The organism is Roseivirga sp. E12, from assembly GCF_017592825.1.
In the GTDB taxonomy this organism is placed as follows: domain Bacteria; phylum Bacteroidota; class Bacteroidia; order Cytophagales; family Cyclobacteriaceae; genus Roseivirga.
Genome location: NZ_JAGFMD010000004.1, coordinates 111,473 through 137,666 on the forward strand (window position 1 = coordinate 111,473; position 26,194 = coordinate 137,666).

At 39.7% G+C, this 26,194-nt stretch carries 19 protein-coding genes; 5 read left to right on the forward strand and 14 right to left on the reverse strand.

Going from position 1 to position 26,194, the window contains the following annotated elements:
• Positions 1-3 precede the first annotated feature (3 nt).
• The 10 genes from asnB (J4E76_RS11470) to J4E76_RS11515 form a co-directional block, all read right to left on the reverse strand.
• Positions 4-1,860, reverse strand: a complete 1,857-nt coding sequence (asnB, locus tag J4E76_RS11470; RefSeq protein WP_208504292.1) for an asparagine synthase (glutamine-hydrolyzing) — start codon at positions 1,858-1,860, stop codon at positions 4-6.
• A 12-nt stretch (positions 1,861-1,872) separates the two neighbouring features.
• Entirely contained in the window at positions 1,873-3,060 is a 1,188-nt protein-coding gene (locus J4E76_RS21185) for a glycosyltransferase family 4 protein (RefSeq protein ID WP_208504293.1), read from the reverse strand.
• Complete coding sequence (locus J4E76_RS11480) at positions 3,057-4,409, reverse strand: asparagine synthase C-terminal domain-containing protein (protein WP_208504294.1); 1,353 nt, start codon at positions 4,407-4,409, stop codon at positions 3,057-3,059. The genes J4E76_RS21185 and J4E76_RS11480 overlap by 4 nt, the downstream gene beginning before the upstream one ends.
• Before the next feature lie 38 nt (positions 4,410-4,447).
• Positions 4,448-5,593 (reverse strand): glycosyltransferase, encoded by a 1,146-nt coding sequence (locus tag J4E76_RS11485; RefSeq protein WP_208504295.1) that lies wholly within the window; start codon positions 5,591-5,593, stop codon positions 4,448-4,450.
• Positions 5,594-5,612: 19 nt separating this feature from the next.
• A complete protein-coding gene (gene asnB / locus J4E76_RS11490; protein WP_208504296.1) occupies positions 5,613-7,439 on the reverse strand; it encodes an asparagine synthase (glutamine-hydrolyzing) in 1,827 nt (608 codons plus the stop codon).
• Complete coding sequence (gene asnB / locus J4E76_RS11495) at positions 7,439-9,262, reverse strand: asparagine synthase (glutamine-hydrolyzing) (RefSeq protein ID WP_208504297.1); 1,824 nt, start codon at positions 9,260-9,262, stop codon at positions 7,439-7,441. The genes asnB (J4E76_RS11490) and asnB (J4E76_RS11495) overlap by 1 nt, the downstream gene beginning before the upstream one ends.
• A complete protein-coding gene (locus tag J4E76_RS11500) occupies positions 9,262-10,014 on the reverse strand; it encodes a methyltransferase domain-containing protein (protein WP_208504298.1) in 753 nt (250 codons plus the stop codon). The genes asnB (J4E76_RS11495) and J4E76_RS11500 overlap by 1 nt, the downstream gene beginning before the upstream one ends.
• Complete coding sequence (locus J4E76_RS11505; RefSeq protein ID WP_208504299.1) at positions 10,011-11,471, reverse strand: oligosaccharide flippase family protein; 1,461 nt, start codon at positions 11,469-11,471, stop codon at positions 10,011-10,013. Before J4E76_RS11505 ends, J4E76_RS11500 begins: the two co-directional genes overlap by 4 nt.
• A gap of 246 nt (positions 11,472-11,717) precedes the next feature.
• The gene (locus J4E76_RS21190) at positions 11,718-14,117 is read right to left on the reverse strand and encodes a tyrosine-protein kinase family protein (protein ID WP_208504302.1); all 2,400 of its coding nucleotides are present in this window, start codon (positions 14,115-14,117) and stop codon (positions 11,718-11,720) included.
• A gap of 42 nt (positions 14,118-14,159) precedes the next feature.
• Positions 14,160-14,861 (reverse strand): polysaccharide biosynthesis/export family protein, encoded by a 702-nt coding sequence (locus tag J4E76_RS11515; RefSeq protein WP_208504304.1) that lies wholly within the window; start codon positions 14,859-14,861, stop codon positions 14,160-14,162.
• A gap of 640 nt (positions 14,862-15,501) precedes the next feature.
• Here J4E76_RS11515 and J4E76_RS11520 point away from each other — a divergent pair.
• From J4E76_RS11520 to J4E76_RS11540, 5 genes are all read left to right on the forward strand, one after another.
• A complete protein-coding gene (locus tag J4E76_RS11520; protein ID WP_208504306.1) occupies positions 15,502-16,548 on the forward strand; it encodes an AraC family transcriptional regulator in 1,047 nt (348 codons plus the stop codon).
• A gap of 106 nt (positions 16,549-16,654) precedes the next feature.
• Positions 16,655-17,008, forward strand: coding sequence for a hypothetical protein (locus J4E76_RS11525; protein WP_208504308.1), 354 nt, complete (start codon positions 16,655-16,657; stop codon positions 17,006-17,008).
• Positions 17,009-17,024: 16 nt separating this feature from the next.
• Entirely contained in the window at positions 17,025-17,381 is a 357-nt protein-coding gene (locus J4E76_RS11530; RefSeq protein WP_208504310.1) for a hypothetical protein, read from the forward strand.
• A gap of 33 nt (positions 17,382-17,414) precedes the next feature.
• Positions 17,415-17,888, forward strand: a complete 474-nt coding sequence (locus J4E76_RS11535) for a YHS domain-containing (seleno)protein (protein ID WP_208504312.1) — start codon at positions 17,415-17,417, stop codon at positions 17,886-17,888.
• A gap of 141 nt (positions 17,889-18,029) precedes the next feature.
• Positions 18,030-18,692, forward strand: coding sequence for an MOSC domain-containing protein (locus tag J4E76_RS11540; protein ID WP_208504314.1), 663 nt, complete (start codon positions 18,030-18,032; stop codon positions 18,690-18,692).
• Between the two features lie 263 nt (positions 18,693-18,955).
• Here the strand turns inward: J4E76_RS11540 and J4E76_RS11545 are convergent, their stop codons facing one another.
• From J4E76_RS11545 to J4E76_RS11560, 4 genes are all read right to left on the reverse strand, one after another.
• A complete protein-coding gene (locus tag J4E76_RS11545) occupies positions 18,956-19,591 on the reverse strand; it encodes a peroxiredoxin (protein WP_208504316.1) in 636 nt (211 codons plus the stop codon).
• A 38-nt stretch (positions 19,592-19,629) separates the two neighbouring features.
• Positions 19,630-20,538 (reverse strand): AraC family transcriptional regulator, encoded by a 909-nt coding sequence (locus J4E76_RS11550; RefSeq protein WP_208504318.1) that lies wholly within the window; start codon positions 20,536-20,538, stop codon positions 19,630-19,632.
• 30 nt (positions 20,539-20,568) lie between these two features.
• Positions 20,569-21,729, reverse strand: coding sequence for a DUF2652 domain-containing protein (locus J4E76_RS11555; RefSeq protein ID WP_208504320.1), 1,161 nt, complete (start codon positions 21,727-21,729; stop codon positions 20,569-20,571).
• A gap of 180 nt (positions 21,730-21,909) precedes the next feature.
• A complete protein-coding gene (locus J4E76_RS11560) occupies positions 21,910-26,106 on the reverse strand; it encodes a two-component regulator propeller domain-containing protein (RefSeq protein ID WP_208504322.1) in 4,197 nt (1,398 codons plus the stop codon).
• Positions 26,107-26,194: the final 88 nt, after the last annotated feature.

Consider the following 26,194-nt stretch of genomic DNA (forward strand, 5'->3'; position numbering starts at 1 on the left):
TAATTACAAGACCTTAATATGCCTATGTATTTGGCTGGTAACATTCTCTATAGACTCTTTCTTCACAAAAAGTTTAGCCCAAATCTCGAAAGAGGCAAGAAGGGCAATATGGTATTTGGAGGAAGTGGTATGCATATACTTCAATTGTGATGAGTTCAACCTGAGTATATCTGTTAGAATTCCGTCAGTAAAAAACTTGGGAGAAATAGTTACCTCGTAAAGCCCCGAAACAGGGAACCCTTTCTTTTTCTTCATACTTAATTCTTTCGGTAGAGTCTTTTTTGCTAGACTTCGAACAATGCTTTTGTCAATAAGAAAGGGGTGCTTATAGTTATGGAAGTGAGGACTTCTTCCAATTTTGAATTTAACAGGCAAATTCATTCCGAAAGCCACAATATTTTCATCTAAAAATGGGAATCTAGACTCCAGACTGTTCATCATACCCATTCTATCATTTCTCCATAATAGAGACACAATACCCTCACGCAGCATTTGAGCTGTTAAATAGTGTTCTTGTTGTTGCTTAGGGTTAAGGAAATGATAGGCACTTATATCTTGCTCTCTTAGCATTTGTCGCTCAAACCCAAGAGCTGCAAGTTCGAATTTGCTTTTTAGTTCACCAGACCCCTCTTTGTTGATGTAGGACCTTAGCTTAGGAATGGCACCATACAGCTTATTGAGTAATGTGAAGGGAGAATTGATGAGTTTGTCATACCTGCGTGTGAGTAGTTTGGGGTACCCCAAAAACAATTCATCTGAACCTTCACCGGTAAGTACCGCTTTAACTTGGTGCTCATGGGCCAGCTGAGAGACCTTGGCAAATGGCAACGCATTGAAATGAGTAGTGATTGGAGATTCATAGTACCATGTGGTTTTTGCCCATCGGTCTAGCACTTCTTCTCGGTGATATTTGACATCAAATAATTCCACATCCAGCGTTTTGGCCAAAAGGTTGGCATCCTTAAACTCTGAGTTTTGACCAACTACATCTGCTGTGAAAAATTTTAAATGATCCTGACTCGCTGCAGAATAAGAGGCAATCAGGCTCGAATCAACACCGCCACTGACAAAAACGCCCATTGGAGCATCACTCACAAGCATTGATGTTACTGACTTACTCATTAGATGATCAAATTCGCTGGTAACATCTGCTAATGATAGTTGATTTAGTCGATTGTACTCCTGTTCGTCTACAGTGTCTATGACGCTGTGGTATTTCTGTTTTGTAGTGCTGTCAGTAGATATTTCTAGAAAGTGTCCAGGACTCAGTGTTTTTAGATTTCGCCAAGCCGTTTGTTCGCTCGACTTTTCTAATGCACCTAAGGTGCTATACAGCATAGTGATAGGGTCTGGGACAAACTCTGCAACTTTGTGAATTGCTTTGACTTCTGAAGCAAACCACAAGGTACCGTTTGTATCACAACCATAGAAAAGTGGCTTAATTCCTAAACGATCACGAACTAAGTACAACTTTCTTGATTGCTTATTGTACCAAGCAAAAGCGTACATTCCCTTGATTTCAACAAGGGTCTTTTGCAATCCCCAGAATTTAAGAGCCTTAAATAAGACCTCAGTGTCTGTACCGGATTTATATTCCAATGCAGGTAACTTCTTCCTGATTTCTTGGAAGTTATAGATCTCACCATTGTATATAAGGCAATGATCTTCATCTTCAAATGGCTGGTTTCCATTAATCGATAAGTCCAATAAACTTAATCTATTATGTACCAAGCCAGTCTGTTGATCCTGATAGATACCTAAAGCATCTGGTCCGCGATGGTGCATCATTGCTCCCATTTGCTCAAGTGTGCCCCTCTCTATCTTCTGTGAAACACTAAAATACCCTGCTATTCCGCACATTATTAGCTCTTCTTAATCACGGGATTTAAAAGTAAAACGGGTTGTGTCTTTATATAAGTCAAGCATACCCGTTATCATAGAATGCTCCTGATGGTTTTGTTCTATGTATTGACGAGCGGTGGTGCATATCTGTCTTTGCTTTGCTTCGGACATTGTGGTTATCTCTTCTAATCTCGAAGCAATGGCCTCGGAATTCATAATGGGAACCAAAAAGCCGTTCTCCCCATCCCTTATTACCTCGCTCATTCCGCCACAATCAGTGCTGACAACTAAGGTACCTAGGGCCATACTTTCCAGAACTACGTTGGCAATTCCTTCTCCTACAGAGGGCAGGAGTAATAGGTCATGATCACCAATGTTCTTCTTTACTTCGCTAATGGACAATCTGCTTTTGAAGTTCACATGAGAGGCCAAATTTAAATCATGCACTTGATACTGCAATTCTTCGGTCTCTCCTCCAACAATCAAATAGGAAAAATTGATATTGCGATCTTTTAATAGTTTACATGCGTCCAATGCATAATGATACCCCTTAACCCAATGAGCACGCCCTATGGAAACAATTTTTAGCTTATTGATTTGCTTTGGCTTAATTTTCAGAGTGAATTTCTGAAGGTCTAAACCAGAATAGATCACTTCAGTTCTAGCCTTTATTTCGCCATACTGAGAAGCTTCTGTCATAATGGCTTTTGAAACAGCATGGAAGCCACTGCACTTGACGAAAAGCTCCTGATAACTTCTAGCAAGATTATCATCAGCTAAAGGAGAGTAGTTGATATGTGCTCCTCTGAGACTACAAATTACTCTTACATCTAGTTCTTCTAAGAAAATCCAGTTGGAAAGGTCTTTAGCCCACTGTAAGTGAAAAATATCCAGCTCTGAATAAACAACTGGTAGTACTTTACCCCAATCTTTGAGTTTCTCTTTGAGGTTTGTTGCTTTATAAGCACGTGCTGTTTTGAATTTTCTCCACAGATTAGGTTTAAGAAAAAAGAGAATTCTGTAAGAGAGTGCCAATAATATCTGCCCTAATGTATTCTTAAAGCTTTTTGTTACAACTCTATTTCTATAAGTGATTTCTCCATTTTTGAGTCTACCAAAAAGGTAAATCTGCAACTCTTTTTCTTTAGAGAGCCCCTCAATAAGGCGCTCAATGAATGTTGTGGAAGGTATCTTACCGGAGTAAACAGCAACTTTCACAATTCAAAGTTTTGTTGCTTACAAAAAACGGACAGGGTTAGTAACATACTTATCGGATGGCTCCAATGTACATGACTCTCATTTAAAAAACGCTGATAATATTTTTCAACTAGGCTCCTTGGGACAAGCTTTAGAAATTCCTCATTCTCAAAAAACCAGCTTTTGAGCTTCTCAGGATTGTCTAACTGTAAGAATTGATTTTCCCAATTGCGTTGAATAAGTTTTTGTCCTTTGAAGGTCTTGTTTAATATGCGGTTGGTTTTCTGAATAAACCGATAGGGGAGGTGACTGCTGGTTCTAAACTTATGATAATTGTAGAGATTGTATGGTTTTTTTTCTTGCCACTCTATATTAGCCAACCCCTTCCCATACCGCTTAATATATTCAATCTGAATTTGTCTGCCCGACAAGTATTTTTCAGGTATGGTCATAATGAAACGACACATTTCGTCATCATAGTAGGGTAGAGACATTGAGTGCTTCTGGTCAAAATAAGTAAGGTTGGTACTCGTCCAGCGGGTCGCCCAATAGAGTGACTTAAAAGCTCTTATCCGAGCATTGGCATTATTAATTGAAACGCGTCCGTGCATATGGTTCAGACGCATATCGAGATTTTCAATGAAGTCCCCGGGAAGCCCCCACACATTCCATAGGTCAGAAGCTAACTCTTTGCCGCCCCGCTTGAGAATTTTCTTTTTTATAACTCCAAGTTGTTCATTGAACGGCAAATCATTTGATACACCTGAATCATTGAATAGGGCATCTCCCCAATGTCCTAATAACCATATGTCGCCCTCTTTGCTTACCTTATCCATTATAGCTACTTGCCGAGCATGACTAAACTCGGTGTAGCAATGATTCTGCCTAGCGGTAGATTCAAGCATACTCCAGAGATATCCCAATGGAATCTCAAATTCTTGAAAGGGCCAGTCGAGTTTTTCAGCGATCTCCTTCCCATATTTCGTCTCATTGAAGCCATCTTGAAAACGATAACTATAAGTATATGGGATAATGCCCAAATGTTTAAGAGCTACCGCCAAGCTTCTGCTGTCCAAACCTCCTGATAATGGCAGAATAACCTGTTTGTCCTGTAAGTCTCTGGCTATAATCCGGTGGAATATATCAGCGAATTCGGTTACTGCCTGATCAAATGATAGATCTCTTGGTTCATAAGACCATGGTTGCTTATCAAAATCAATCATGTTCCACTTCACTTCCTTCCAAAAAGTATCATTTTCTAAGAAAAAGCCTGTTGCCAACCAAAATGCAATGGATTGTAAATCCAACTGGTTGCCTTTTTGGGTTGGAAACCCTTTGACTGGTATTATGTTCTTTTTCCCGTCTTGCATTAAGAAGATGAAGTCCTTAGTGTATTCTGCTAGTTTGATTAAATCTTTAAGTGATGTCGGTAAAAACTTTCGTGTCTTTTTACTTCCAGATCGATTGGGAATTGCTCTTTTACAAACTGTCGAAACTGCTGCCCAATATTCTGGTTCTCTTCTGTACTTTGTTGCATGAAGGTGTGGAGCCTTTCTTCCAAATGATTAACATCGCCTGCTTGGAACATGTTTTCCTGAAAATCGGCAAGTTGATCTTTTATACCTGCTATAGAAGAACCCAGAACGACTTTCCCGTTTGCCATAGCCTCTAAGAGAGAAACAGGAGAGCCTTCTCTTCTTCCCTCGTTCTTAGTTGGCAATACGAATATTTCAGCATGATCTAGGTATTCTCTTACGTTGGCCACTTTTCCTGAGAAGCGAATGATTCCTGTCAGGTCTTCTGTCTCTACATGATTCACAAGAGCTTTTCCGTATTCGCTGTCGTAGTCTCCAACTAGCCAAAGAACCCAGCCTTCAGATTTCTCGGAGGCTAGCTGGAAGGCTTTTATTAATAATTCTATCCCCTTGACTGAAACCATATTGGCTACACAAATTACAATTCTGCTTTCCGAGGGTGTACACATCTTTTTCCGGATGCTCATCGAAGGAATAGCTGAATAAAAATTGACTGCATCCACTCCTCTAGGGATAAGGTGTGTCTTACTACTGCGAGGATAAAAATCCCTCTGCATATCAGTGTTTTGAACGGCAATTCCTGAGGCTAACCGACTTCTTAATTTCCAGCTATTGGCTGAACCACCTCCCCAACTCATATTCTTTTTTGTAAATACCCAGGGGATCCCTGCTAGTTTTGCAGCTAAGGCCTCAGTGTAATCTGAGCCATAATGGAAGCTATGAACTAAATCTGCGTTAAGTGCTTTGAATTGGCGAGATACGCCCCAGGCACCTTTGAGTAAAGTACTAATTGGGCGGGTAACTGAAATATATTTTATAAGGTGAACTGGAATTTTCGAGGCTTCTACTTTTTTAAAAAAGTCACCCTTATTATGAAAACAGGCAATCTGCGGTTCGAATATCTCAGGATTTAATCTTTCAGCAATTTTTAGCATAGCTCCTCCTGAACCCGCAGTATCGAAATTGGGGATGGTGAAGAGTATTCTTTTCCTTTGTATAAAGCTACTTTCTTTGCTCAATCTAAGGGTCTTAATGTTGTTAGCTAATAGAACTCTGTAAGGCGTATAGTGTAAATAATGGCCATTTATGACTTGCTAATTCAGATGAGTGTTCTGTCATCATGGACTCCACAGCATGCTGATTTACGCCAAACCTGTCCATTTGTCCTGATAAAAGAACGTCAGAGAAAACTGGCTTCAAGTCCTCACGCATCCAACTATCCAATGGTATGCTAAAACCGCGTTTGACATTATCGTCAGGTACCTGTGGAATCCGGTGAGCAATTATGTTCTTGAGTATTTGCTTCTTTTTATTCTTTCCACTATTCAGCTCAGGATCTATCTTGAAAGATAATTCTATGAGTTTTTTATTTAAAAAGGGTACTCTCACTTCGAGACTGTTCTCCATACTTGCAAGGTCGACTTTTCGCAAGGTCTTCTGCATCATGCCGTAGAACTCAGCTTTTCTCATATTGTTGAGTAGTACGGATTGATTACTGCTATTGGAATAATTATAGAGATCCCAATCTTCAGGTAGCTTTACTGATTGAAGGTCAGGAAAGACCTTGTACAACCATTCATCTTTGAACCTACTATGCAAGAGCTCATGGGCCTCTCCCTGACTCGAGGTGAGCAATACACTGTTTAGGTTGCGATTTCCTGATCGGTATTTATCCCAGCCATAGAGGCCCATCCTCATGAGTTTTGGCCAATGCTGAAACCGAATATTCTTGCCAACACTCCAAAATCGTTGGTAACCAAAAAAGAGCTCATCACCACCGTCACCGCTTAAGGCTACCGATACATGTTTTTTGGCCAGCTTTGAAACCAGGTAGGTTGGTAGAATACTGAAATCGGCCAGAGGTTCATGTAATGCGTTCATCGCGTTTTCCCAGTGCTCAATGACTTCCTTGCTATCAAGTTTCCAGAGTTCTTGATCTAAATCCATTGCTTTTGCGAAGGAGTGGGAACGCTCTGATTCATCATGAACTGTACTATCGGACCCTATTGAAAACACTTTCAAATTCGCTTTTTCCTGGGCGGCAAAAGAGCAGATCAGTGGAGAATCTACGCCTCCTGATAAAAAGGCACCTAAGGGTACATCTGATAATAGTTGGTCTCGTACACAAGATTGTAGTTCCTCTTGAACCAACCGTTCAGCTTTTAGAGGGTTAGTAATTTCAAACTGGGGTGAAGATGGGGCCTCCCAATATCGCGTGTTTTCAACTTTACCACCCAAGGCAAACTTTATTATTTCACCAGGCTTAACCTGAGCAAGGCCCTGATGCAATCCATAGGGTGCTGGCATAAAGTGTTGTTTGAGAAAGAGTTTCAGTACCTGTGGGTCAATGGGAGCATTTTTGAAAAGGGGATGTTGTTGTACTTGATCATATTGTGATCCAAAGACTATTTGATTTGCATATTGCCCAAAAAACAGAGGCTTAATACCGGCAAAGTCCCGCGCTAGAAAAATGGTTTTAGACTGCCTGTCGAAAATGACAATTGCAAACATTCCATCGAGGGAGATTATAGTGTCTTTAACCCCCCAATTTTCAAGGGCTACAGAAATGGTTTCAGTATCACTATTTCCTTTATAATTTGTCTGTGGAAGCTTCTCACGTAATCGTTTATGATTATAGACCTCACCGTTAAATAGTACTACAAACCTCCCACTAGGGCTTAGCATTGGTTGATCACCGGCTGACGTTGGCTCGAGTATAGACAGTCGATTAAAGCCCATTTGAACATATTCATTACTCCAAAACCCTGTCTGGTCTGGTCCACGATTTTTACTCGTTGCCAAAAGTGAAGCGAACTGCTCTTGAGGTAGCTTAGTACAATTAAACTGGCCTAAAAATCCACACATCAGATTACTTCTAGTAATTCGCCCCATTTTTGCCAGGCATACATAATCCAGATTCCCCAGTCACCTTCCCCATGAGACTTATAAAAATCATTCACCTTTTCTGTCCAAACGGACCTGTCCAAGAATTCCTCTCCATAGACAGAATCCTTGTTTAATAAATCAAGTGTCTCTTCCCGGAGTTGGTTACGCAACCAGGAATCGAGAGGAATTGAGAACCCTAATTTCTTATTCTGAATGAGACTTTCTGGCAGATAGGTTTTTAATGCCTGTTTGAGAAATACTTTATTTTCGAAATGTTGCTTACCATAGGAGGTTGATTGTGACCATGCAAAATCGATAATGCGCTTGCTTAAAAAAGGTACACGAACCTCAAGACTATGGGCCATGCTCATTCTATCTACTTTGGTAAGCACTCTTTGGAGATGTCCATAAAATTCATTCCACCGGAGCCATGCCCTAAAGTCCTCAAAACTTTGTCCATCAAAGCAGTAAAGCTCACGCAATTCGGCAGATAAAGTAACCTCGGGCATCAATTTATCAACTAAGGTGTGAGCATTATGACTTTGCCCGTTTAAAACCCACTCATCTAGGTTCTTAAACAAGCTGGGTCCATGAGATAAGGATTCGCCTCCAGCACGTCTAAATTTCAAATAGGCCCTACGAGTAAGTTTAGGATATTTAAAAAGACCATAATATTTCAGGAACTTATTCCATCGCGGGTACCCCCAAAAAAGTTCGTCTCCACCATCTCCACTTAACATTACAGTGGCCTTTCCTTTTCCCTTTTTACAAATCATGTAGGTAGGCAATGAGCTGTAGTCAGCAAAAGGCTCTCCCAGTTTTTTGAAGTGGTCATCATTAATACTTAAAACATCATTCGAAGAGAAATCACCAATTACATGATTCAAGTCTAGGTGATGCGCATACTTCTTTGCTCTATCTGCCTCATTAATTTCGGCATCTGATACTCCCACCGTAAATGCCGTTATATCAGGAGACATTTCTCTTGCTTTTGCGGTTACGAGAGTACTATCAATACCACTACTGAAAAACGAAGCTATGGGAACATCGCCTATTAATTGATCCTTTATTTCAGCACCAAATAAGCTAAGAAAATTATCAACTCTATATTCTTTAAGCTCTGTGTTTTCAGGTGCCCCCCATCGATGGAAAAACCTTTTTTGAATAATTCCATCAGAAATTTTTATTATCTGACCCGGTTCTACCTGATAGATTTGCTTATAAATAGTAACTGGTGCCTGCATATAGCCCAATTGAAGAAAATCTCTCATCCCTTCCTTACGTAAGTCCAGATTACTCTTACTTATTCCCCTTACAACCTGGTCGAACTGAGATGCAAACCACGTGCTACCTTGGTTTTGACCATAAAAAAGGGGCTTAATTCCTGCAAAGTCTCGGGTCATGTTGAGTGAATGATCCTCAAGATTGTAAGCAACCAAAGCAAACATGCCTTCCAGTGCCTCTACTGTTTTATTAACTCCCCATGAGTCCAAGGCATGGGCTATAGTTTCTGTGTCACTGTGACTGCGGTAACTATAGCCAGGTAATTTTTTACGGAGCTTCAAATGGTTGTATATCTCTCCATTGAAAACGAGAACGTACCGATTTGCTGGGCTAATCATGGGTTGGTCGCCAGCGTTGGTTAAATCTTGTATGGCAAGCCGGTTGAAGCCTAGTTGCACGTAGCCATCTCTCCAAACACCTGACTGATCAGGCCCTCTATGATTGCTTATAGACAATACTTTTCTGAGAAAACTCTCCGTTCTCAGATCAGGTCCATATTGTCCTACAAAGCCACACATTATTTCTGAAAGACTCCGATAATTGAGGATGAAAAAAAACGATTAGGCCTCTTTTCCAAGTGCTTATCAAGCATAAATTTAAAAAGTAGTCTATGGGCCTTGTAAATAATTTTTTGCAGCAAATTTAGAGGTTGATGTGGGCTATAAGGAAAGCCACCCAAGTAATCCAAATGGTGTATCTTAAGATTATTGCGTTCGGCAAAGGCTTCGAATACCTTTAGATTCATGCAAGAAGTATTATGAATATCGAGATTTGGTTTATCAACTAGGAGCTTATACCAGTAAATATAATGACGCATATTAGGGATCATCATTAATAGGGTTCCGCCCTCTTTTAGGTAGTCGATATGTCGGTCCATCACCTCATCATAATTGACAAAGTGCTCAATGAATCCGTTGGAAATTACAATGTCGTATTGTTTATCCGTCTTGTTTTTCAGAAAGTCGGCCTGAATAACATCAAAATCAGCTATATCGAAAAGCTTGAAAGTGTTTTCAATTGCTGAGCGGTCTGAGTTAAAATCTAAGCTGGTGGGTCTAAGGTCATATTTAGCTCCAATATAGGCTAGGTACCTGCCGGGATATCCGCCAATTTCTATCAGACTTTTAGGATTATTTGAGCTGTTCTCCTGAATTAACATCTCCCAGTATTTGTCGTACCGAGAACAGATATTAATTACTTTTTGACGATCAACATTTTTGTCTCCATAATAGGATTCCCAATACTTCTTGTCAGTCAATTCATTTTTCACTTCCAAAATAATTTTTCGAGCCTATTGGGTACCATAGGTTTTATATCGTTAATGAATGTAGAAAGGCTTGTTTTCCAGATTAGTCGTAAAGACAAAAAAGTCACAATCATGAAAATCAAGCTTCTGATAGAGAAATAAAAGATGCCAGAGTAGTCGGTAAGAGGTATAGTAGCTAAGATTCCAAGGCCTGAAGCCATAAAAATTGGTAAAACGACTCTGAACAGAGAGGCAATTTTATCATTAGTTATACGTGGAACAATAATGAAGTGTGCTAAACCACCTAATGCTTTTACTAAGCAAATGACAAAAATCGCCTCATTGAAGTCAAGATATGAGCATGCTAAAAACAATGCAATGAGGAAGATTGGTACATAAGCCAATGTAAAATAGAAGCCAACCTTAGGTTTACCTAAAACGTTGTAAAGTCCAGCAGTAGGAGAGGTAACACATCTAATAATTAGGTATGCTGCAATTAGTTGACAAGGCAGTACCGCACCTGACCATTTTGGTCCATAAATAGTTAACACAAGGTACTCTGCATTAATGATAATGAGTACTAGCAGTGGAATACAAGCATAAGATATGCTTCTTAACACCTTCTTAAAATGGAATTTGACTTTCTCCAGATCATGATTGTTTTTAGCTAGGATAGGACTTGTTACATTCTGAATTATTGGAATGAAATAGCTGGGAACTAAGTTGGCGAATTGAGAGGCAAGAGCATATACGCCAAGTAAGTCTATTCCCCAGAAAGTACCTAAAATGAGTTGGTCTCCCTGTGAAACAATTCTGTTTAATACTCTCTGGCCTATCACAAATTTGGTGTATTCAATAATTGATTTCCAATACTTAAAACCCCAATCGCGCTTTGGGAAAAAGCCTGACTTCCAAAAGAGGGTTATAGTAATAAGTGGGGCGAAGACTGCCGTTGGTATGGCCAGACTAAAGACGCCAAAACCTGAAAAGGCAAGCCCAACTTTACCCAAATTCGTAAGTATATTAAAAATCATCTGGATAGTGATGAGTGGCTTGAAATTGATTTCTTTTTTGAAAATGGCTATTGGTACTTCTCCAAGCACCTGAAAGACAAAAGCAAAAAGCAAAAGATAAACTATAGGGGCTATTTGTTCGCTTCCATAGTAATCTGCCCAAAATGGGGTAAGTAGTATCACAATTAAAATCACCAAAAGTGATGCTACAAGGCTAAACCAAAAGATGGCATTTAGTACAGCCCTTTTATTATCTCCGTTATAGAAAATAGCATACTCTGAAATACCACTCACAACCACGGTACTAATAAACTCGATCAGTACGGTTGATATTGCCAAGATACCAAAGTCTTCAGTACTTAGCTCGCGAGCTAAATAGGCCATAACCAAGAAGGTTACTCCTGCTCCCCAAACTCTGCGGATTAAGAGTAAGAGGCTCGCTGTTCCAGCTTTCTTTGATAATGACATCTATAAAATCGTCTCTTATTCGAAATTCTTATACCTCAAGGCATAAAGGACAATCGAGTAATTTAATTATGCTGATGTGATTAATACCTATAGGTATGGCTTCGCCACGTCACTCACAATTGTGGGGACTGGGATGAGGACAATCCTCTTGAAAGTACAGTGGCTGTTAACCGGCTATTCAGGATGGGTCATTTCATATGGCCCATGGAGAGCCATTTTAGAGTTGAAAAGTTTATCGGAGCTTGCTTAACCTCTCTTACGCCTGAACAACCTTGCCCAAGTTGATTTACTACCTTCGGTCTCAGCATAGTATCCATAACCATAGCCATATTTGCCACCAGCACTATTTGTCACATCATTTACGATTAAGTGACTATTTTTTAAAATACTCTTATTAACATGGTCCTGAAGCACCTTGTAGGACTGAAATTTTGAATAATTCATTCTTACTACAAAGAGCGTTGTTTGAATTAGGTTTGCTGCTGCAATGTAGTCTGTCACTAGGCCAATTGGCGGACCATCAACTATAATGTAGTCGTATTTTTGACTGGCTTCTGTGAGTAACTTCTCAAGTCTTCCATTCTCGATCAGTTCAGTGGGATTTGGAGGAATAGGCCCACTGGCAATAACATCCAAATTTTCAGCATCAGATTTTTGAACCACGTCATTAAAGTGGGCTGCGTCTATTAAAAAGCTGCTTAAACCTTTATTTTCATTAAGGTTTAGCTCCTGTTGAATTTTGGGCTTTCTTAAATCCAACCCAATAAGTAAAGTTTTTTTACCGGCCAATGCGAGAATATGTGCAAGGTTAATGGCACAAAAGGTCTTGCCCTCTCCACTCGTGGCTGAGGTGATTCCAATCACCCTAGCTCTATCGCCTACTGCCGGAACTACGAAATCAAGATTTATTCTTAGATTTCTAAAGGCCTCTGCAAGTCTACCCCTTGGGGAGTCTGCCACCGTAACGCCTTTTCCCCCAGTACCCTTTAAATGAGGAATGTCAGTAAGAATTGGAATGACACTTTGATTTTTCAGTTGTTCTAAATCAGAAATTTTGTCATTGAGGAAAAACTTCGTCAGTATAATCCCGAAAACAAGAATGCCTGTTATTAGGACTGCCATTAAGTATATTCTCATTCGCCTTGGACCTAAAAGTATGGCTTGAAAATCACGTGCTTTGTTCAGTATTCGGATATTAGGTGCGGTGGCGGCTCTTGTGATTTCAGATTCTGCTTTTTGTTTAAGCAAGAAAGTATAAAGTTCGTTGTTTACATTGAATTTGCGTTGAATGGTGAGTAACTCACGTTCATTCCTTGGCAATTCGTTTATCTCTAGTCTCAATTCCCTAAGTCTATTATCTAATTGATCCAAGGAAAGTTGACTACCAGCCATGATATTCTTCACATTTTCCACTAGCCGTTTCTTAATGTTGTCGATTTGATCATTAATGCCTTGTAGAGCAAAGCTGCCTTCAGCTAAAGTAACTTCTGACAGCGTTTTTTGAGAAAGCAATTGGTTAAGCTCGATGATCAGCGCACCAAGTACGGGGTCCGAAATCCCTGCCGAGCTTGGTGCTACAACCTGTTCCGTATTGTTATTGGTTTTCTCTAAATAGTCTGCCAAGTAATCATAGTATTTTTGATTTAATTCAATCACTGATTTTTGGTTTTCCAGTTCGGTCAGTTTAGTAAGTACAAGAGTACCCTTACTAGACAAATCGATAATGCCCTCGCTGGCACGATAATTCTCCAAAACGAGTTCAACCCAGGTAAGAGAGTCAACAATTGAATTCAGTTGGCTGTCTATAAATCTGATTGTGTTATTGGCCTTAATGTTTTTCTCTTCAAGTTTAAAATTTATGAAGATTTGACAAAGTGCATTTAAGAAGATTGCGTCCTTTTCAATCAATCTCCCTCCCATACTTAAATCTATGATTTGAGAAGGCAAGAAGCTATTGATTTGTTGTCGCGCAACAGCTTGTACTCTGTTTACATAGCCAACAGTTAAGCGATCGAGATCTTGGAACCTTGCGTACAGTGGCTCTTCGTATTGTGTTATCTTAGATGAGTCATTGATAAATGTTGTAAACGAGAATTTTTGATTTTCACATGGCACCCCAAACTGGCATTCGTATGTATTTCCTTCTCTCTGTTCAATATCCCCAACAATGACCTTAAATTTATTTAGGCCTTCAAAATCAAAATATATACGTTGTGATGTTTGAAAGTGATTGGGGTCAAGTTCGATTTTTATAGGGACTTCATTATAAATTTCCCGTGTTTTGACCTTGCCTTCCTTGTAAAAGGCTACCCTGAAGTTAAGGCTATCTAGGGTTTTCCTAACAATATCAAAGGAGGTGAGCACTGCAATCTCTGTAATTACGTTTGCACCAGACCCGCTACGACCGCGTCCAATACCAGTAAAAAAATTGGCACTTAATTCATTTGAATTAGAATCATCATTGATTAAAATCGAAGCTTGAACCTTGTAATTTCTTGGGGTATATCTGAGGTATAAGTTTGCTGCCGATAAAAAAAGAGCTCCAACGATAATGAAGTAATACCAATGTTTCAGAACCTTAAAAAACCAGTACTTTAAATCAAAATCTTGATAATCGGATGGTTCTTGCGGACTTTCGTTTTTCACTTTTTTGAAATTATTAATGTCTTTATCATATTGACACAATTGTTATCGGGAAGTCACAGAAATAATAGTGACCAACAACGAAACTACAGAAATGCCAATGGTAAGATTTTGAGCATTGTTTCTATTTATCTTTGCTTTGAGAGGATCCACCAGAATCATATCACCAGGTAACAAGAATAAGTGATCCGAGCTTAACACATTTGGGTCTGTGAGGTCAAACCAAAAACTCTTTGTTTGACCCTCGATATTTCTGAGTAACCTGACTCGTGTTCTATCAGCGAAATCTGTTAAGTCTCCTGCGTTTGCGAGCGCATGAAAAAGAGTATAATCTGTATCAAATATATATTGAGTACCAGGAATGTTAACTTCCCCAATTACATTCACTCTGAAATTGCTCAACTTTACTGACACTTTTGAGTATTTCGCCTGTTGTTTAACTTCAGATTCAATTTCTTGGGCGATCTGATCAAGGGTCTTGCCTTCGGCCTTCAGTTTTCCGATTATGGGTAAATCGATCATGCCTTTTTCGTCAACAAGATAGCTGGTCATAAATAGCTGTGGACTGCCAGAGCCCGATGCCCCACCTTGTGCAATACCTGAGCCTGTCTCTCCCATGAAGAACTCCTGAGTGCTTGTATTTGGGTCTAAAGACTTTACGTTTATTTGTAATAAATCCGATTTTCTTACTTTGTAAACGGCTGTCCTTTTTGCTTGATTATAAGCCCCCATCTGATCTTCTTGCATGTATACAGTCTGATTATACGGAACACATGAACTGAGGGCTACTATCAAAAGAATCAACAAATGAGCTCTTTGTTTTTTTTTACCAGATGGCTGAAAACAAATTTTGCTACTAGAATAGGACATGTGCCGAGGAGAGATGTGGTAAATGATTTTGAGTACTAGATTTTACTGATTTGGTCTTGTGTTTGAATATTGACAATGCCTGTTTTTTTTGAGAAAGCAGAATTTCAAGTCTCTGCAATCTACATCTTAAGTTAGTTTAATTCAATATTTTTCTTCAAGGTTATGCAGAGTAAATGATTCGTTCCTACTCTCTTGGGGAATCCGAGTTTTAACCATTCTTAAATTTTAACAGGGGAAGTATTTGTCCGTCATTAAAAGCATCTCTGAGGGATTACTCTTTTCAGAGTGATCATGGGGCATGCGATATTAATTGGCTATTGAGAAATACATACGGTAGACTCGTGTTGCATTTGGATGAACTTTTGTTTGAAGAATAAATTTAGGGTATATGAAAATCAATCCTTCTAACGTATGTTCAGGAAAGATAGAAAACGCATTATTTCGTTAATAAGAGGTATATTTAGACCAGCAATTGATAATGAATATCCATTACTACTTTGACTTAAACTAACCTTATTTGATAGTCAAGTTCTCACCGGAAACCGATAAAGTATACTCCATAGACAGGAATACCTTATTCCATGTTTTGGAGGGCTCAGGGAGTATTCAAGTTGACTTTAAGAATTATACTGATTGGCAAGACAAGCTGATATATCTTGAAAAAGGGCAATACATAAAGTTCCTTTCTGCAAATTTTGTAATTAGAAAGATTGAGTTTGAAGACGACAGGTTGTTTCATGACAAGGAGGTTAGGGTACTCTTCAAACATTTAGTTTCTCTAGGTTATATCAATTTTAAGGAGTGTGAAGATTGTAAGAGATATCTTTCTGATACCGTCTTTAATTCGGACAACTCTAACATCATAGATATTTCGTCTAAGCAGTGGTTCTGGCAAAATCCTTTTCAAGCAAATAAAGAAGAGTATCATGTCATCTTTGACATCAAGGAGGTAATAGACAAAGAGTTTCAAAACCATCTGACTCAAAAAGATGTAGTTGACCTCATTAACACGCATGAATATTCCGCACAAGAGCTTGTTAAGAATAAAGTAGGGCTTTCGATCAAAAGCCTATTATCGAATAAGCTTATGCTGGAGAGTAAAAAGGAATTGGCATTCACGCAGAAGAATGTCAAGGAAGTCTCTTTTGACATGGGCTTTAAGGATCCTTCCTACTTCAATAGGGCGTTTAAAAAATTCACAGGCCAAAACCCAAATGAATTCAAGGAGCTATTCGGTCAACAACGAGATCTGTTTGTTCAAGACCTATTAAGCATGATTAAAAGATATCATGAGGATGAACAGGCCTTAAACTTTTATGCCGATAAAATGCATATGTCTGTAAAGGGTCTATCTAATAAAGTGAGGGCTAAGATGAATATTTCCTTAGGACAATTAATTCGTCAGGAAATGATTTTGACTGCACAGAAAATGCTTGCAGAATCAGAGTCTATAGTTGAAATCTCTCATAAACTTCGTTTCGAAGAGCCCAATCATTTCTCAAGCTTTTTCAAACGTTATACAGGCCTTACCCCCACAGAGTATAAGCAAGGGCTAACTTCTTAAGACTAATCATCTTTCCAAAAAGTACCATTTATCGCGCCTTTTTTGTACTAAAACGCGGCTTTTAGCCCCTCATCTTTGTTGCACAAGATTATTAAAAATCAAAGCAATGAATATTAAAGAACAAGTACAAAAAATGGACGGCATGGTATCACAAGGTGATATTGTGAATGCTGTAAAAGAGTTTTTTGCCGATGACGCAACCTCTTCGGATTACGGAAAGACGGTGATGTCAGACAAAAACCAAATGATTGGGAAAATGGAAGGTTTCCTAGGTAGCATAGCTAAAGTAAATGGTATCACGCATCACAGAACAATTGTAGATGGAGATGCTTCCGCTTCTGAATTCACTTTCGACTTCGATATGAAAGATGGGAGTTCAATTTTCTGGCATGAAATCATACGAAGGGTTTGGAATGACAACGGACAGGTAGTTCAAGAAGAGTATTTCAACGCTGAATAATCAAAGCCCCCTAGCTATGAAATTTGTAACAAAAAGAATCCATGCTTTTTTGGATTATCCAGTAGCGATAGCACTCATTGGTCTTCCTTTTCTCTTGGGATTAGGAGACTCTAACCCCTTGGCTTTACAGCTTTCTGTAGCCACTGGCGTAGCAGCATTTATTCTAACAGTATTGACAGATCATCATTTGGGAATTATTCGTGTAATCTCCTACAAAGCACATTTGGCTGTTGATTTCCTAGTTGGGGTAGTGTTCGTTCTTGCCCCATTCATCTTCGCCTTTGAAGGAATCGACTCAATATACTATTGGGTAAATGGAGTAACCGTGTTAAGCGTAGTTAGTCTTCATAAACCAGAACCAACTGTTGCATAAAATTTTAGAACCACATATTTAACAATAACAATAATGAAAAATTCGATAAAAATTCTCACAGTATTATTCGTGCTACTAGGTAGTACCTCAATATACGCTCAGGATAAAAAAGCCAACAATATTGATAATAGTAATATTGCGCTTCAGGGATACAGTCCTGTTTCTTACTTAGACCTTGGTTTGGCTCAAAGAGGCAATAAGGCATACAAGTCAACACATGAGAAGGTTAACTATTACTTTACTTCTGCTGAACAAAAGGCGGCATTTGATAAAAACCCTTCAAGATATCTTCCTCAGTATGGTGGATTTTGTGCTTTTGGAGCCTATGCCGGAGCTAAATTCAGAGTAGACCCTAACAAATTTATCGTTAAGGACGGGAAATATTTCCTTTACCTGAATGATGTTGAACTTGATGCTAAAGGACTTTGGTTAAATGAGAAGAACCATAAGAAACTTGTGGCAAAAGCTAATGAAAATTGGAGTAAGCTAAAATCTACTTACAACTAGTAGAGTTTCCATTCGTTGATATTTGAGAGTGGGTTTAGTTTTGCGAAGAAAAGCAAAACTGAATCCACTTCTTTTTATTGATTAAATACCCGATCTCAATTGGCAAAAAACTGTTCAAGCGTTCTTTAGAAAAAAGGCTAAATGAAAATCTCCCAAACCATTAAACATATATATACTGGTAAACCTGCCACGATAGTCCATGAAGGAATACCCTTAAGGAGTAGTCTTTTTAGTAGACATGAGCAAAATACCATTGATGTGAATTTTGAGAATATCAATGGTAACCAACTGGCAGATGCTCAGATGCATGGAGGTTTAGACCGTATTGCTTACATATACTCAAAAGAGTATTACGGGAATTGGGAAAAGAGACGACCAGACTTGGAATTTGCTCCTGGAGTTTTTGGGGAGAACTTAATAACCCAAAATGCTATTTCTGAAAGCGCTGTATTTATTGGTGACCATTTCAAAATTGGCTCTGCTCTTTTTTCCGTTTCGGGTCCACGATTGCCATGCAACAAATTGGGTGTCAAAATGAAAGACATTCCATTTATTAATGAATTCATGATAATTGGTGAAACGGGATTTTATCTTAGACTGGAGGAAGAAGGAGTTATTAGGCAAGGGGACCAATTGGAACGTGTGTCTTCTCCTAGCACAGAACTTAGTGTTTTAGACATAACCATGTTGTTTATTCAAAAAAATGCAGAAACCATGAAAAAGGTTGAGTCTTCAATCTATTTAGCCAAAGACCTAAAGCAGAATTTGATTAATAAGTATAATCCCGTTGGAGTGATTGTTTAATCACCTGAACCGCCTGACTTTTGCTATAGAAACATCCCCACTTGATTTGATGCTTAGCTTCTCAATTCAGGCAACACCATATTTTCCTCATGATGTGTCTGTTCGGCAAAAAGTAATCCTTATTTGAGCGTCTAGGTTGTTTTTCACGAAGAAGGCCGATTTATAACCTTTTCTTCAAGTAATTCAATTTCAAGTTTTCGTTCTTCTTTGTTCATATGAAGGATCTTAAAAGAGGTCCTTAGTGGGAAGGACCTCTTGATGACCTAATTGGGTTGAGGGGTCATCCGTAAATAAGGTTTTACTTCTGTATGTCCTTTTGGAAATAGGTTTGGAATATCTTCATTGGCTACGGCAGGTACAATTACACAATCATCACCATTGTTCCAGTTAGCTGGTGTGGCCACCTTGTGGTAAGTCGTTAACTGAAGAGAATCAATTACCCGTAGGAGTTCATCAAAGTTACGACCTGTGGAAGCTGGGTATGTAATGGTCAATTTCACCTTTTTGTCAGGCCCAATGACAAATACTGATCTTACTGTGAGCTTATTGTCAGCATTGGGGTGTATCATATCATATAGCGTGGCCACTTCACGGTTTTCATCAGCGATAATGGGAAAGTTGACGGTGGTTTGCTGTGTTTCGTTGATGTCTTTGACCCATCCATGGTGCGAATCAATACCGTCTACGCTAAGTGCTGCTACTTTTACATTTCTTGAATCAAATTGAGATTTGTACTTCGCCACGGTTCCCAATTCTGTAGTACATACTGGAGTGTAATCAGCTGGGTGTGAAAAGAGAATTCCCCATCCATCACCAATCCATTCATGAAAATTGATTTCCCCCTCGGTGGAGTTTGCACTAAAGTTGGGAGCTTCGTCCCCTAATCTTATTGATGACATTTTATTATAGGTTTTATGTTTTTAATGAGTTTGTAAGGTTAGATAAAGATCGCTTGTTTGGTATTCTGTGCCACTTGATTTTTATTATACCGTCCCTGTTCGGCATAGTCGGTCGGGCAGACGGAGCTGTGCTTTTTAAAGAAACGCGTGAAATAACCAGGGTCTTCGAAGCCCAATTCATAGGCGATTTCTTTTACGCTGCTTTCTCCAAAACGAAGCAAGCGTTTTGCTTCCAGCATTAGTCTACCCTGAATTACCTCACTAGGAGTCTGTGCGTATTTATTTTGTAATTGTTTAGCCAACGTTTTTGGAGAAATATTTAATATATCCGCATAGTCACTCACGGCATGTTTTATCTTAAAATGTTGCTCAACCAAGCTGTTGAATTTCTCAATTAAACTTTGCTTAATGGGTTGATGAGAAATACCGTATTGCACTCTTTTAAGACGAGTTGCCCTGATCAAAAACACATTCAGGTAGCTAATGATTAATTCTTTGTGAGAATGTCCTGGGTTTTCTAATTCCTCGAAAAGATTCTCAACCGACCTTTCAAAACTCACCTTATCAGATTCAGAAAGCCTTATACACGCTGCAGTTTCATAGACATTATTGAAGAGCAAGCCATGGCGAGTCATATCTTTAACCCCTGATTCGAGGTAATAAAACTCCCGCGAAAAAGCGATTCGATAGCCCTGTCTGATCGCTTCGTCTTCTACTTCCAATATTTGGCCCGGTGCAAGGAAAAAGATGTTGTCGTGTTCTGCTTCGTAGCTTTTAAAATCGATTTTATATCTGCCTTTGCCATTCTTAATCCAGATGATATTGAAAAGATCGCTTTGGATTTTGTCCTTGATCACGCAAGCTTCATCGAAATTGACAGAGCAAAGTTTAAACTGATGACCCTCTCCCGAGTGATCAGGTATCCTATAAATGTTGACTGGTTTCATGTGACTTCTCGTTTATTGGAGGGATGTTTGTTATGAGGCCAAAGCTTGAGTAGCCGGTTCCAACAATATACCTGAGGAATGTTTTTCCCCTTTCTTTTCTAGACCGAGACAATACTCATCTAGTTTTTTAAGCGAACCGCCATAGAACTGAGCGAACCTGTCTTTTTTGAACATGTTGTAAAGGATGCGTTTTATTGGGTTTTGCTTTTGAAGAACGGTGAGATTGGTCCTGGTCAAACGATTCCCGATGCGCTGAAGGCTGATTACCAAGTTAAAATTAGCTGTGTGGTTGGTGTCAGTCCAGGTAATTAAGTCTTTATTGATCTCAAAACTATGAGAGGTAAGAAATGGATCACTCTCATCTCCATTCATGACGCATCGATGAGTGCTTCCGTTTTTAGTAATGTTACCGTTTGTTCTATCACTTGCTTTGACGTCTAACAACCAAAGGTGCTTGGAGTGGGTGTCGGAAATCACATCAAAGACTACATCCATCGGAGCATTAATCACTGATTCTACTGATAATACCTTGTGGGCTTTTGGTAGCGCAAAGTCCTCTATAGTCGGTTCAGGAACGTGTGATTTTAACGCTTGCAGAGCGATGTAACAATATTTCACATTACCGAAATCATAATTCTCATTCCCCATGGTAGGTTTATCCCAAGCCACTTGTTCGATGTCAACCCAGGTTGAACATTCATCTAATACCTGATTTGTGATCAAAACATATTCCCTCAAGGAGATGTCATTTTTCATCAGGCGATGCGCCACAATCAGATCTTTCCCAAATAGTTTGGATATGGATTTTACCTGATTGGTAGAAATGTCACCATAGTGGATAATGAACTTTAGTGCTAGATTATTCGCATTGATACAAGCACCACACTGGCATATTCGCTGCGACTCATACTTCTTTAGGGTGGCATGAAACTTAATGTACATCCTTTGTACTTGAGCCAATGTTTCTGCTGCAGTAGGTTTGGTGCCCTTTCGATAAAACAAAATCGCATCACCCTCAATCTCGGAAACCTGTAACCCCATTTCGTTAGCATCAATTAATGCTTCTAGTAACTCTGCGATGATATGCTCACTATGCGATATTTCCGTTTCATGAACAAACTCTGTGAAGCCGCTGATGTCTGGAATAAACAGTAATGTCGGTTGTGCGCTAGATTGATTTGTAGGGTTCATATTTATCGGTTGGATATGACAAACTCAGTTGATACCTACAAATATGAAGATCGAATGGTGAGTGTACTTTCCTCTATGTTCAAATATTGGTTCCTATGTTCAAAGTGGTTTTAGACCCTACTATGGCATATAAATTCATTAAAGCAGGTATGATAGGAGGGAGCCGACTTGACTTGCAGCTTATGAATTCATCTCAAAGTGAGACTTCCCGTACTGTGTAGGTACAACTCCAAATTCAGCCTTGAAAGTTTTAGAGAAGTGTGAAATGCTTTTGAATCCGGTGGCATAGGCAATTTCACTAATGTTGCCGGCTTCTTCTTTTAAAAGCTGGGAAGCCTGATAAAGGCGCGTAAGCTTAATCATTTCTGACGGTGTCTTTCCCGTCAATTCAAGAATGCGAGAATACAATGTGGTTCTACCTATGTTGACTTCTTCTGCCAGTTGCACAACACTAAAATCTTCATCGCTGAGATGTTGTTCTATGATGGCGCGAACTCGGTTCGCAAATGGTGTATCTACCCAACCCATGCGGTCAGGAGTGGTTGCAGTGATGTCGGTGTTAGCCAATATTCCCTTGAGTTTTTCCCGTGAATTGATAAGGTTCTTTATTCTGGCTCTTAATTCATCTACCTCAAATGGCTTAACCACATAGTCATCAGCCCCAAGTTCAAGCCCCTCAATCTTCATTGATTTTTCGGCTTTGGCGGTAAGCAATATGACAGGGATAAAATCCAGATCAGGATGTTGTTTGATATTGCGGCATAACTCATACCCGTCACTAATGGGCATCATCACATCGCTGATCACCAGATCTGGCAGTTCTGCTTTGACAATTTGAAAACCTTCTTGCCCATTTTCCGCTTCAATCACTCTGTATTCGGTAGACAAATGTTTACGTACGTATGTTCTGATATCTGCATTGTCTTCTACGACCAACAAGGTCGGTTGATCCGAGTTTTGGTCAGTGGAGACGCTTTGAGCATTGGCATGTTCTGGAGTGTCATTGAGTTCAGTATTGAATGATAACATGCTTTCAGTGTCTACCTCATCTGTGTATTGATCATTGCTCAGATGAGCCTTGCCCGTTTTTAATTTGACAAGAAATTCTGAACCCAATCGAGGCTCACTAATAAGTTCAATACTGCCTTTATGCAATGCAACCAATTCGTGAACTAAGGAAAGGCCAATACCTGTACCCGCCTGCATACTCGTGGTGGATTCGTTGACCTGATAGAAACGTTCAAAGATATGCTCTTGCTCTTCTTTCGAAATACCAGGGCCATTGTCCTTGATACTGATGCCAATACTCTCCATTTCCATACTGACGCTTACGGATATACTTCCATTTTCCGGGGTGAATTTGAAGGCATTGGACAGCAGATTGATGATGGCCTTTTCCATCAAATCGGTATCGATGTAGACCATAACAGGTTCGGCAGGCAATTCAGCATGAAAGTGGGTGCTATTACGTTCTGCTAGTGACCTAAATGCATCAACAATAGGCTCAATGACGGTACGGATATCAACGAGTCGGGCCTGAAGTCGCGTTTGCCCTGATTCAAGCTTGGCCACTTCTAAAATTTGATTCACCAAACGCAATAATCTTTTCGAATTTCGAAGTGCTAACTCCATGTCCTCTTCGTCTCCCGCGATTCCTGAGCGTAACTTCTGAACCTGTTGTTCTAAAGGGCCTATAATCAGGGTGAGCGGAGTTCGAAATTCGTGTGAAATATTGGTAAAGAATCTGGATTTTGCTTGATCCAATTCGCGAAGAACAGCAGCTTGTTTTTCAACGGTTTGTAATGCTTCCGTTGCAATTTCTTTTTGACGCTCTGTAGCCTCCTTTTCTCTAATCAGGTCGTGGGTCCGCAAAGCCACCTCATCTTCAAGTGCCTTTCCTTGTTGTTTTAGTATGCGGATACGCCAGTTTACACCTCCATAGATGATGAGCGCTAGAAGCAACGCTACAATTCCATAGAACCAGTTGGTTTCATAAAAGAAATGAGGAAAGGTAAGCAGTAGGGTAGTTTCGTTTAACAGCCAACCTCCTCCATTATTGGCAGTGACTCTAAAAGTATAAGTGCCTGGCGGGAGGCGGTTATAAACGGCTTCCTTAGTGTTACCGGCCTCGATCCAATTTTCATCAACACCTTCCAACTTGTATCGATATCGAATGTTATTTGGATTGGTACTGAAATCTAATGCAGCATAATTTATTTGTAAGGCACGGAGGCCAACTGAAAAAACCTTCGATTGAAGATCTCCCACATGCCAGGTACTATCTGTTGTGTTGATTTGCTCTATAAATACGTTCAGAGGTGCGGTTTTAACCTGGTCAGGATCGATGCTAACCACCCCTCCAACCATTGGAAACCATAATTCTCCCGTCTGAGATTTGAAACCGGCAGGTTGGACGCCTCCATTTCCTTCGCGCCCTGGTAGCCCATCTTGTTCACTATAGAAGAAGGAATAAATGCTAGACACTTCTTCCGTGGCGAAAGCATTGAGCTCAGTACGGTTCACCCAGAAGATGCCTCGGTTACTGTTCATCCAGAGGCGTCCATGATCATCTTCAAGAATTTGATGAATGACATTGTCGAATAAACCATTTCTTTTCCCGTATGATGTGATTTTAGCACCTTCTAATCCCAAAGAAGTGCGCTCAATGCGGTTTAATCCCCAACCTTCTGTACCAATCCATAGTATACCTTCTGCATCTTCATACATAGATCGAATAATATTACCCGAAAGCCCTCCCTTCTTTTTAATGCTATTCAACTCTCCATCTTTTAAGTAAAGCAATCCGTTGCCATTAGTGCCAAACCATAATGTTGAATCACGTGTCTGATAAATGAGACGTACGCCCAGGATGTCATTGTCGTCAATCTTTCCAAAGTATTGCCAACTATCTTCTTCATCCTGTCTATAGATACCATTAGCCCCTCCATACCACATATTACCTTGGAAGTCTTCAGTGATGGCCTTGATGTCGTGCATCCGAGGCAGATCTTGGCCCGAAGTAGCCGTTGTTTGTAAAAGGGTTACAGGATTTTTTCTATCCCATTGGAAAACACCATGCACAGTACCAATTAGTACCTGATTCTGTTCAGAAAAAAAAATGGAATAACTCGGTCTGGGACTTGGGATACCAAGTTCCGCATTAACATCATTGAACGTTCCGCTTTTTAGTTGAAAGGTGTTTCTGTAACCTTGAGTAGCCCAAACTTCGCCCACAGGACTTTCCGTAAGTGTATAGACGTTTGAGATGTTGTCAGTATAGGATTTGATGACTTTCGGTTTTAGTTGAGTTAGACCATCACTTTGAGCAACCCAGATATTACCAATATCATCCTTTAGCATTCCATTGATGGTTGCGTTGGCAGTGTATACTAATTCTTCGTTTTGGAAGAGTTGGTCATACATTTGAGCCCAAATGACACCAAGTCTATCAATCTGCACATCTACCAGATATTCACCTTGGAGACCGGTGCTGGGGTAAGGAAAGGTCTTGCCCTCCTTAAAAGTATAGACAAAGTGATGATCATTGATTAGGAAAAATTGACCTGGGTTATTGGGGTTCTCACGAATATCTATTGACTGGTCTGCATTGCGGGGCCAACTTATGTCTAGCGATGTGATTCGATTCTGCTCCAGAATATTAACTCCAGCATCGGTACCAATCCACACTTTTTCTTGTGAATCCATATAGGCTGTGTAAGCATTCTTTGAATCCAGACCATCTTGTTCTGTAAACTTGGTCCATTCGTTATCAGATAGTCGGAATACGCCATGGTTTGTGGCAAACCAAAAAGCGCTGTCCACATCAACGGTGATATCTCTTACCGATATGCTATGGAGCTCATCCCCAAAAGAGTTTAGGCTTTTCCCATCATAATAAAAAGCACCATTGTCAGATCCAATGAGTATGTTTTCATAGGGATCAAGTTTCAAACTCAAGTTTCCTTTAATACCTTGTTCTGGATCAAAGAACTTAAACTGTCCACCGTGGTAAGAAATTAGCGTTTCACTATTTCCTACTGTTTCGGTAACTATCCACAGATTATCATGGTGATCCACTTTAAGCTCAATAAACCTGTTGGTAGGAAATTCGGGAGTGTTGCCAGTGTTGAACACCGTAAATTGATCTCCATCAAAACGTACCAGACCGTCAAAAGTGGCTAACCAAATGTAACCGTCACCTGTTTGAGCAATACTGACGATTTCATTGACCGGAAGGCCATCATCTACTGACCAATGCTTTGAGATATAATCTTCTGATAATGTTTGAGCAAATGCCGATGTGCGGTCGAAAGCGATCAGGCAGATTGTGCATATTAGGATTTGCCCTATGAAATGCTTTGAAGTTAATCGACTCAATGTAGAAACAGTTGTTCTTATAAAAATAGAGATAACTGCTTAGAACTTATACCATAAAGACAAAGTAGGCACAGGGCTTAGTCTATAG

Coding starts and splice junctions, on each gene's coding strand:
- asnB (WP_208504292.1), bottom strand. CDS start 1,860: ATGTGCGGAATAGCAGGGTATTTTAGTGTTTCACAGAAGATAGAGAGG.
- J4E76_RS11480 (WP_208504294.1), bottom strand. CDS start 4,409: ATGCAAGACGGGAAAAAGAACATAATACCAGTCAAAGGGTTTCCAACC.
- asnB (WP_208504296.1), bottom strand. CDS start 7,439: ATGTGTGGATTTTTAGGCCAGTTTAATTGTACTAAGCTACCTCAAGAG.
- asnB (WP_208504297.1), bottom strand. CDS start 9,262: ATGTGTGGCTTTGTAGGACAATATGGACCTGATCTGAGAACGGAGAGT.
- J4E76_RS11505 (WP_208504299.1), bottom strand. CDS start 11,471: ATGTCATTATCAAAGAAAGCTGGAACAGCGAGCCTCTTACTCTTAATC.
- J4E76_RS11515 (WP_208504304.1), bottom strand. CDS start 14,861: ATGCAAGAAGATCAGATGGGGGCTTATAATCAAGCAAAAAGGACAGCC.
- J4E76_RS11525 (WP_208504308.1), top strand. CDS start 16,655: ATGAATATTAAAGAACAAGTACAAAAAATGGACGGCATGGTATCACAA.
- J4E76_RS11530 (WP_208504310.1), top strand. CDS start 17,025: ATGAAATTTGTAACAAAAAGAATCCATGCTTTTTTGGATTATCCAGTA.
- J4E76_RS11535 (WP_208504312.1), top strand. CDS start 17,415: ATGAAAAATTCGATAAAAATTCTCACAGTATTATTCGTGCTACTAGGT.
- J4E76_RS11540 (WP_208504314.1), top strand. CDS start 18,030: ATGAAAATCTCCCAAACCATTAAACATATATATACTGGTAAACCTGCC.
- J4E76_RS11545 (WP_208504316.1), bottom strand. CDS start 19,591: ATGTCATCAATAAGATTAGGGGACGAAGCTCCCAACTTTAGTGCAAAC.
- J4E76_RS11550 (WP_208504318.1), bottom strand. CDS start 20,538: ATGAAACCAGTCAACATTTATAGGATACCTGATCACTCGGGAGAGGGT.
- J4E76_RS11555 (WP_208504320.1), bottom strand. CDS start 21,729: ATGAACCCTACAAATCAATCTAGCGCACAACCGACATTACTGTTTATT.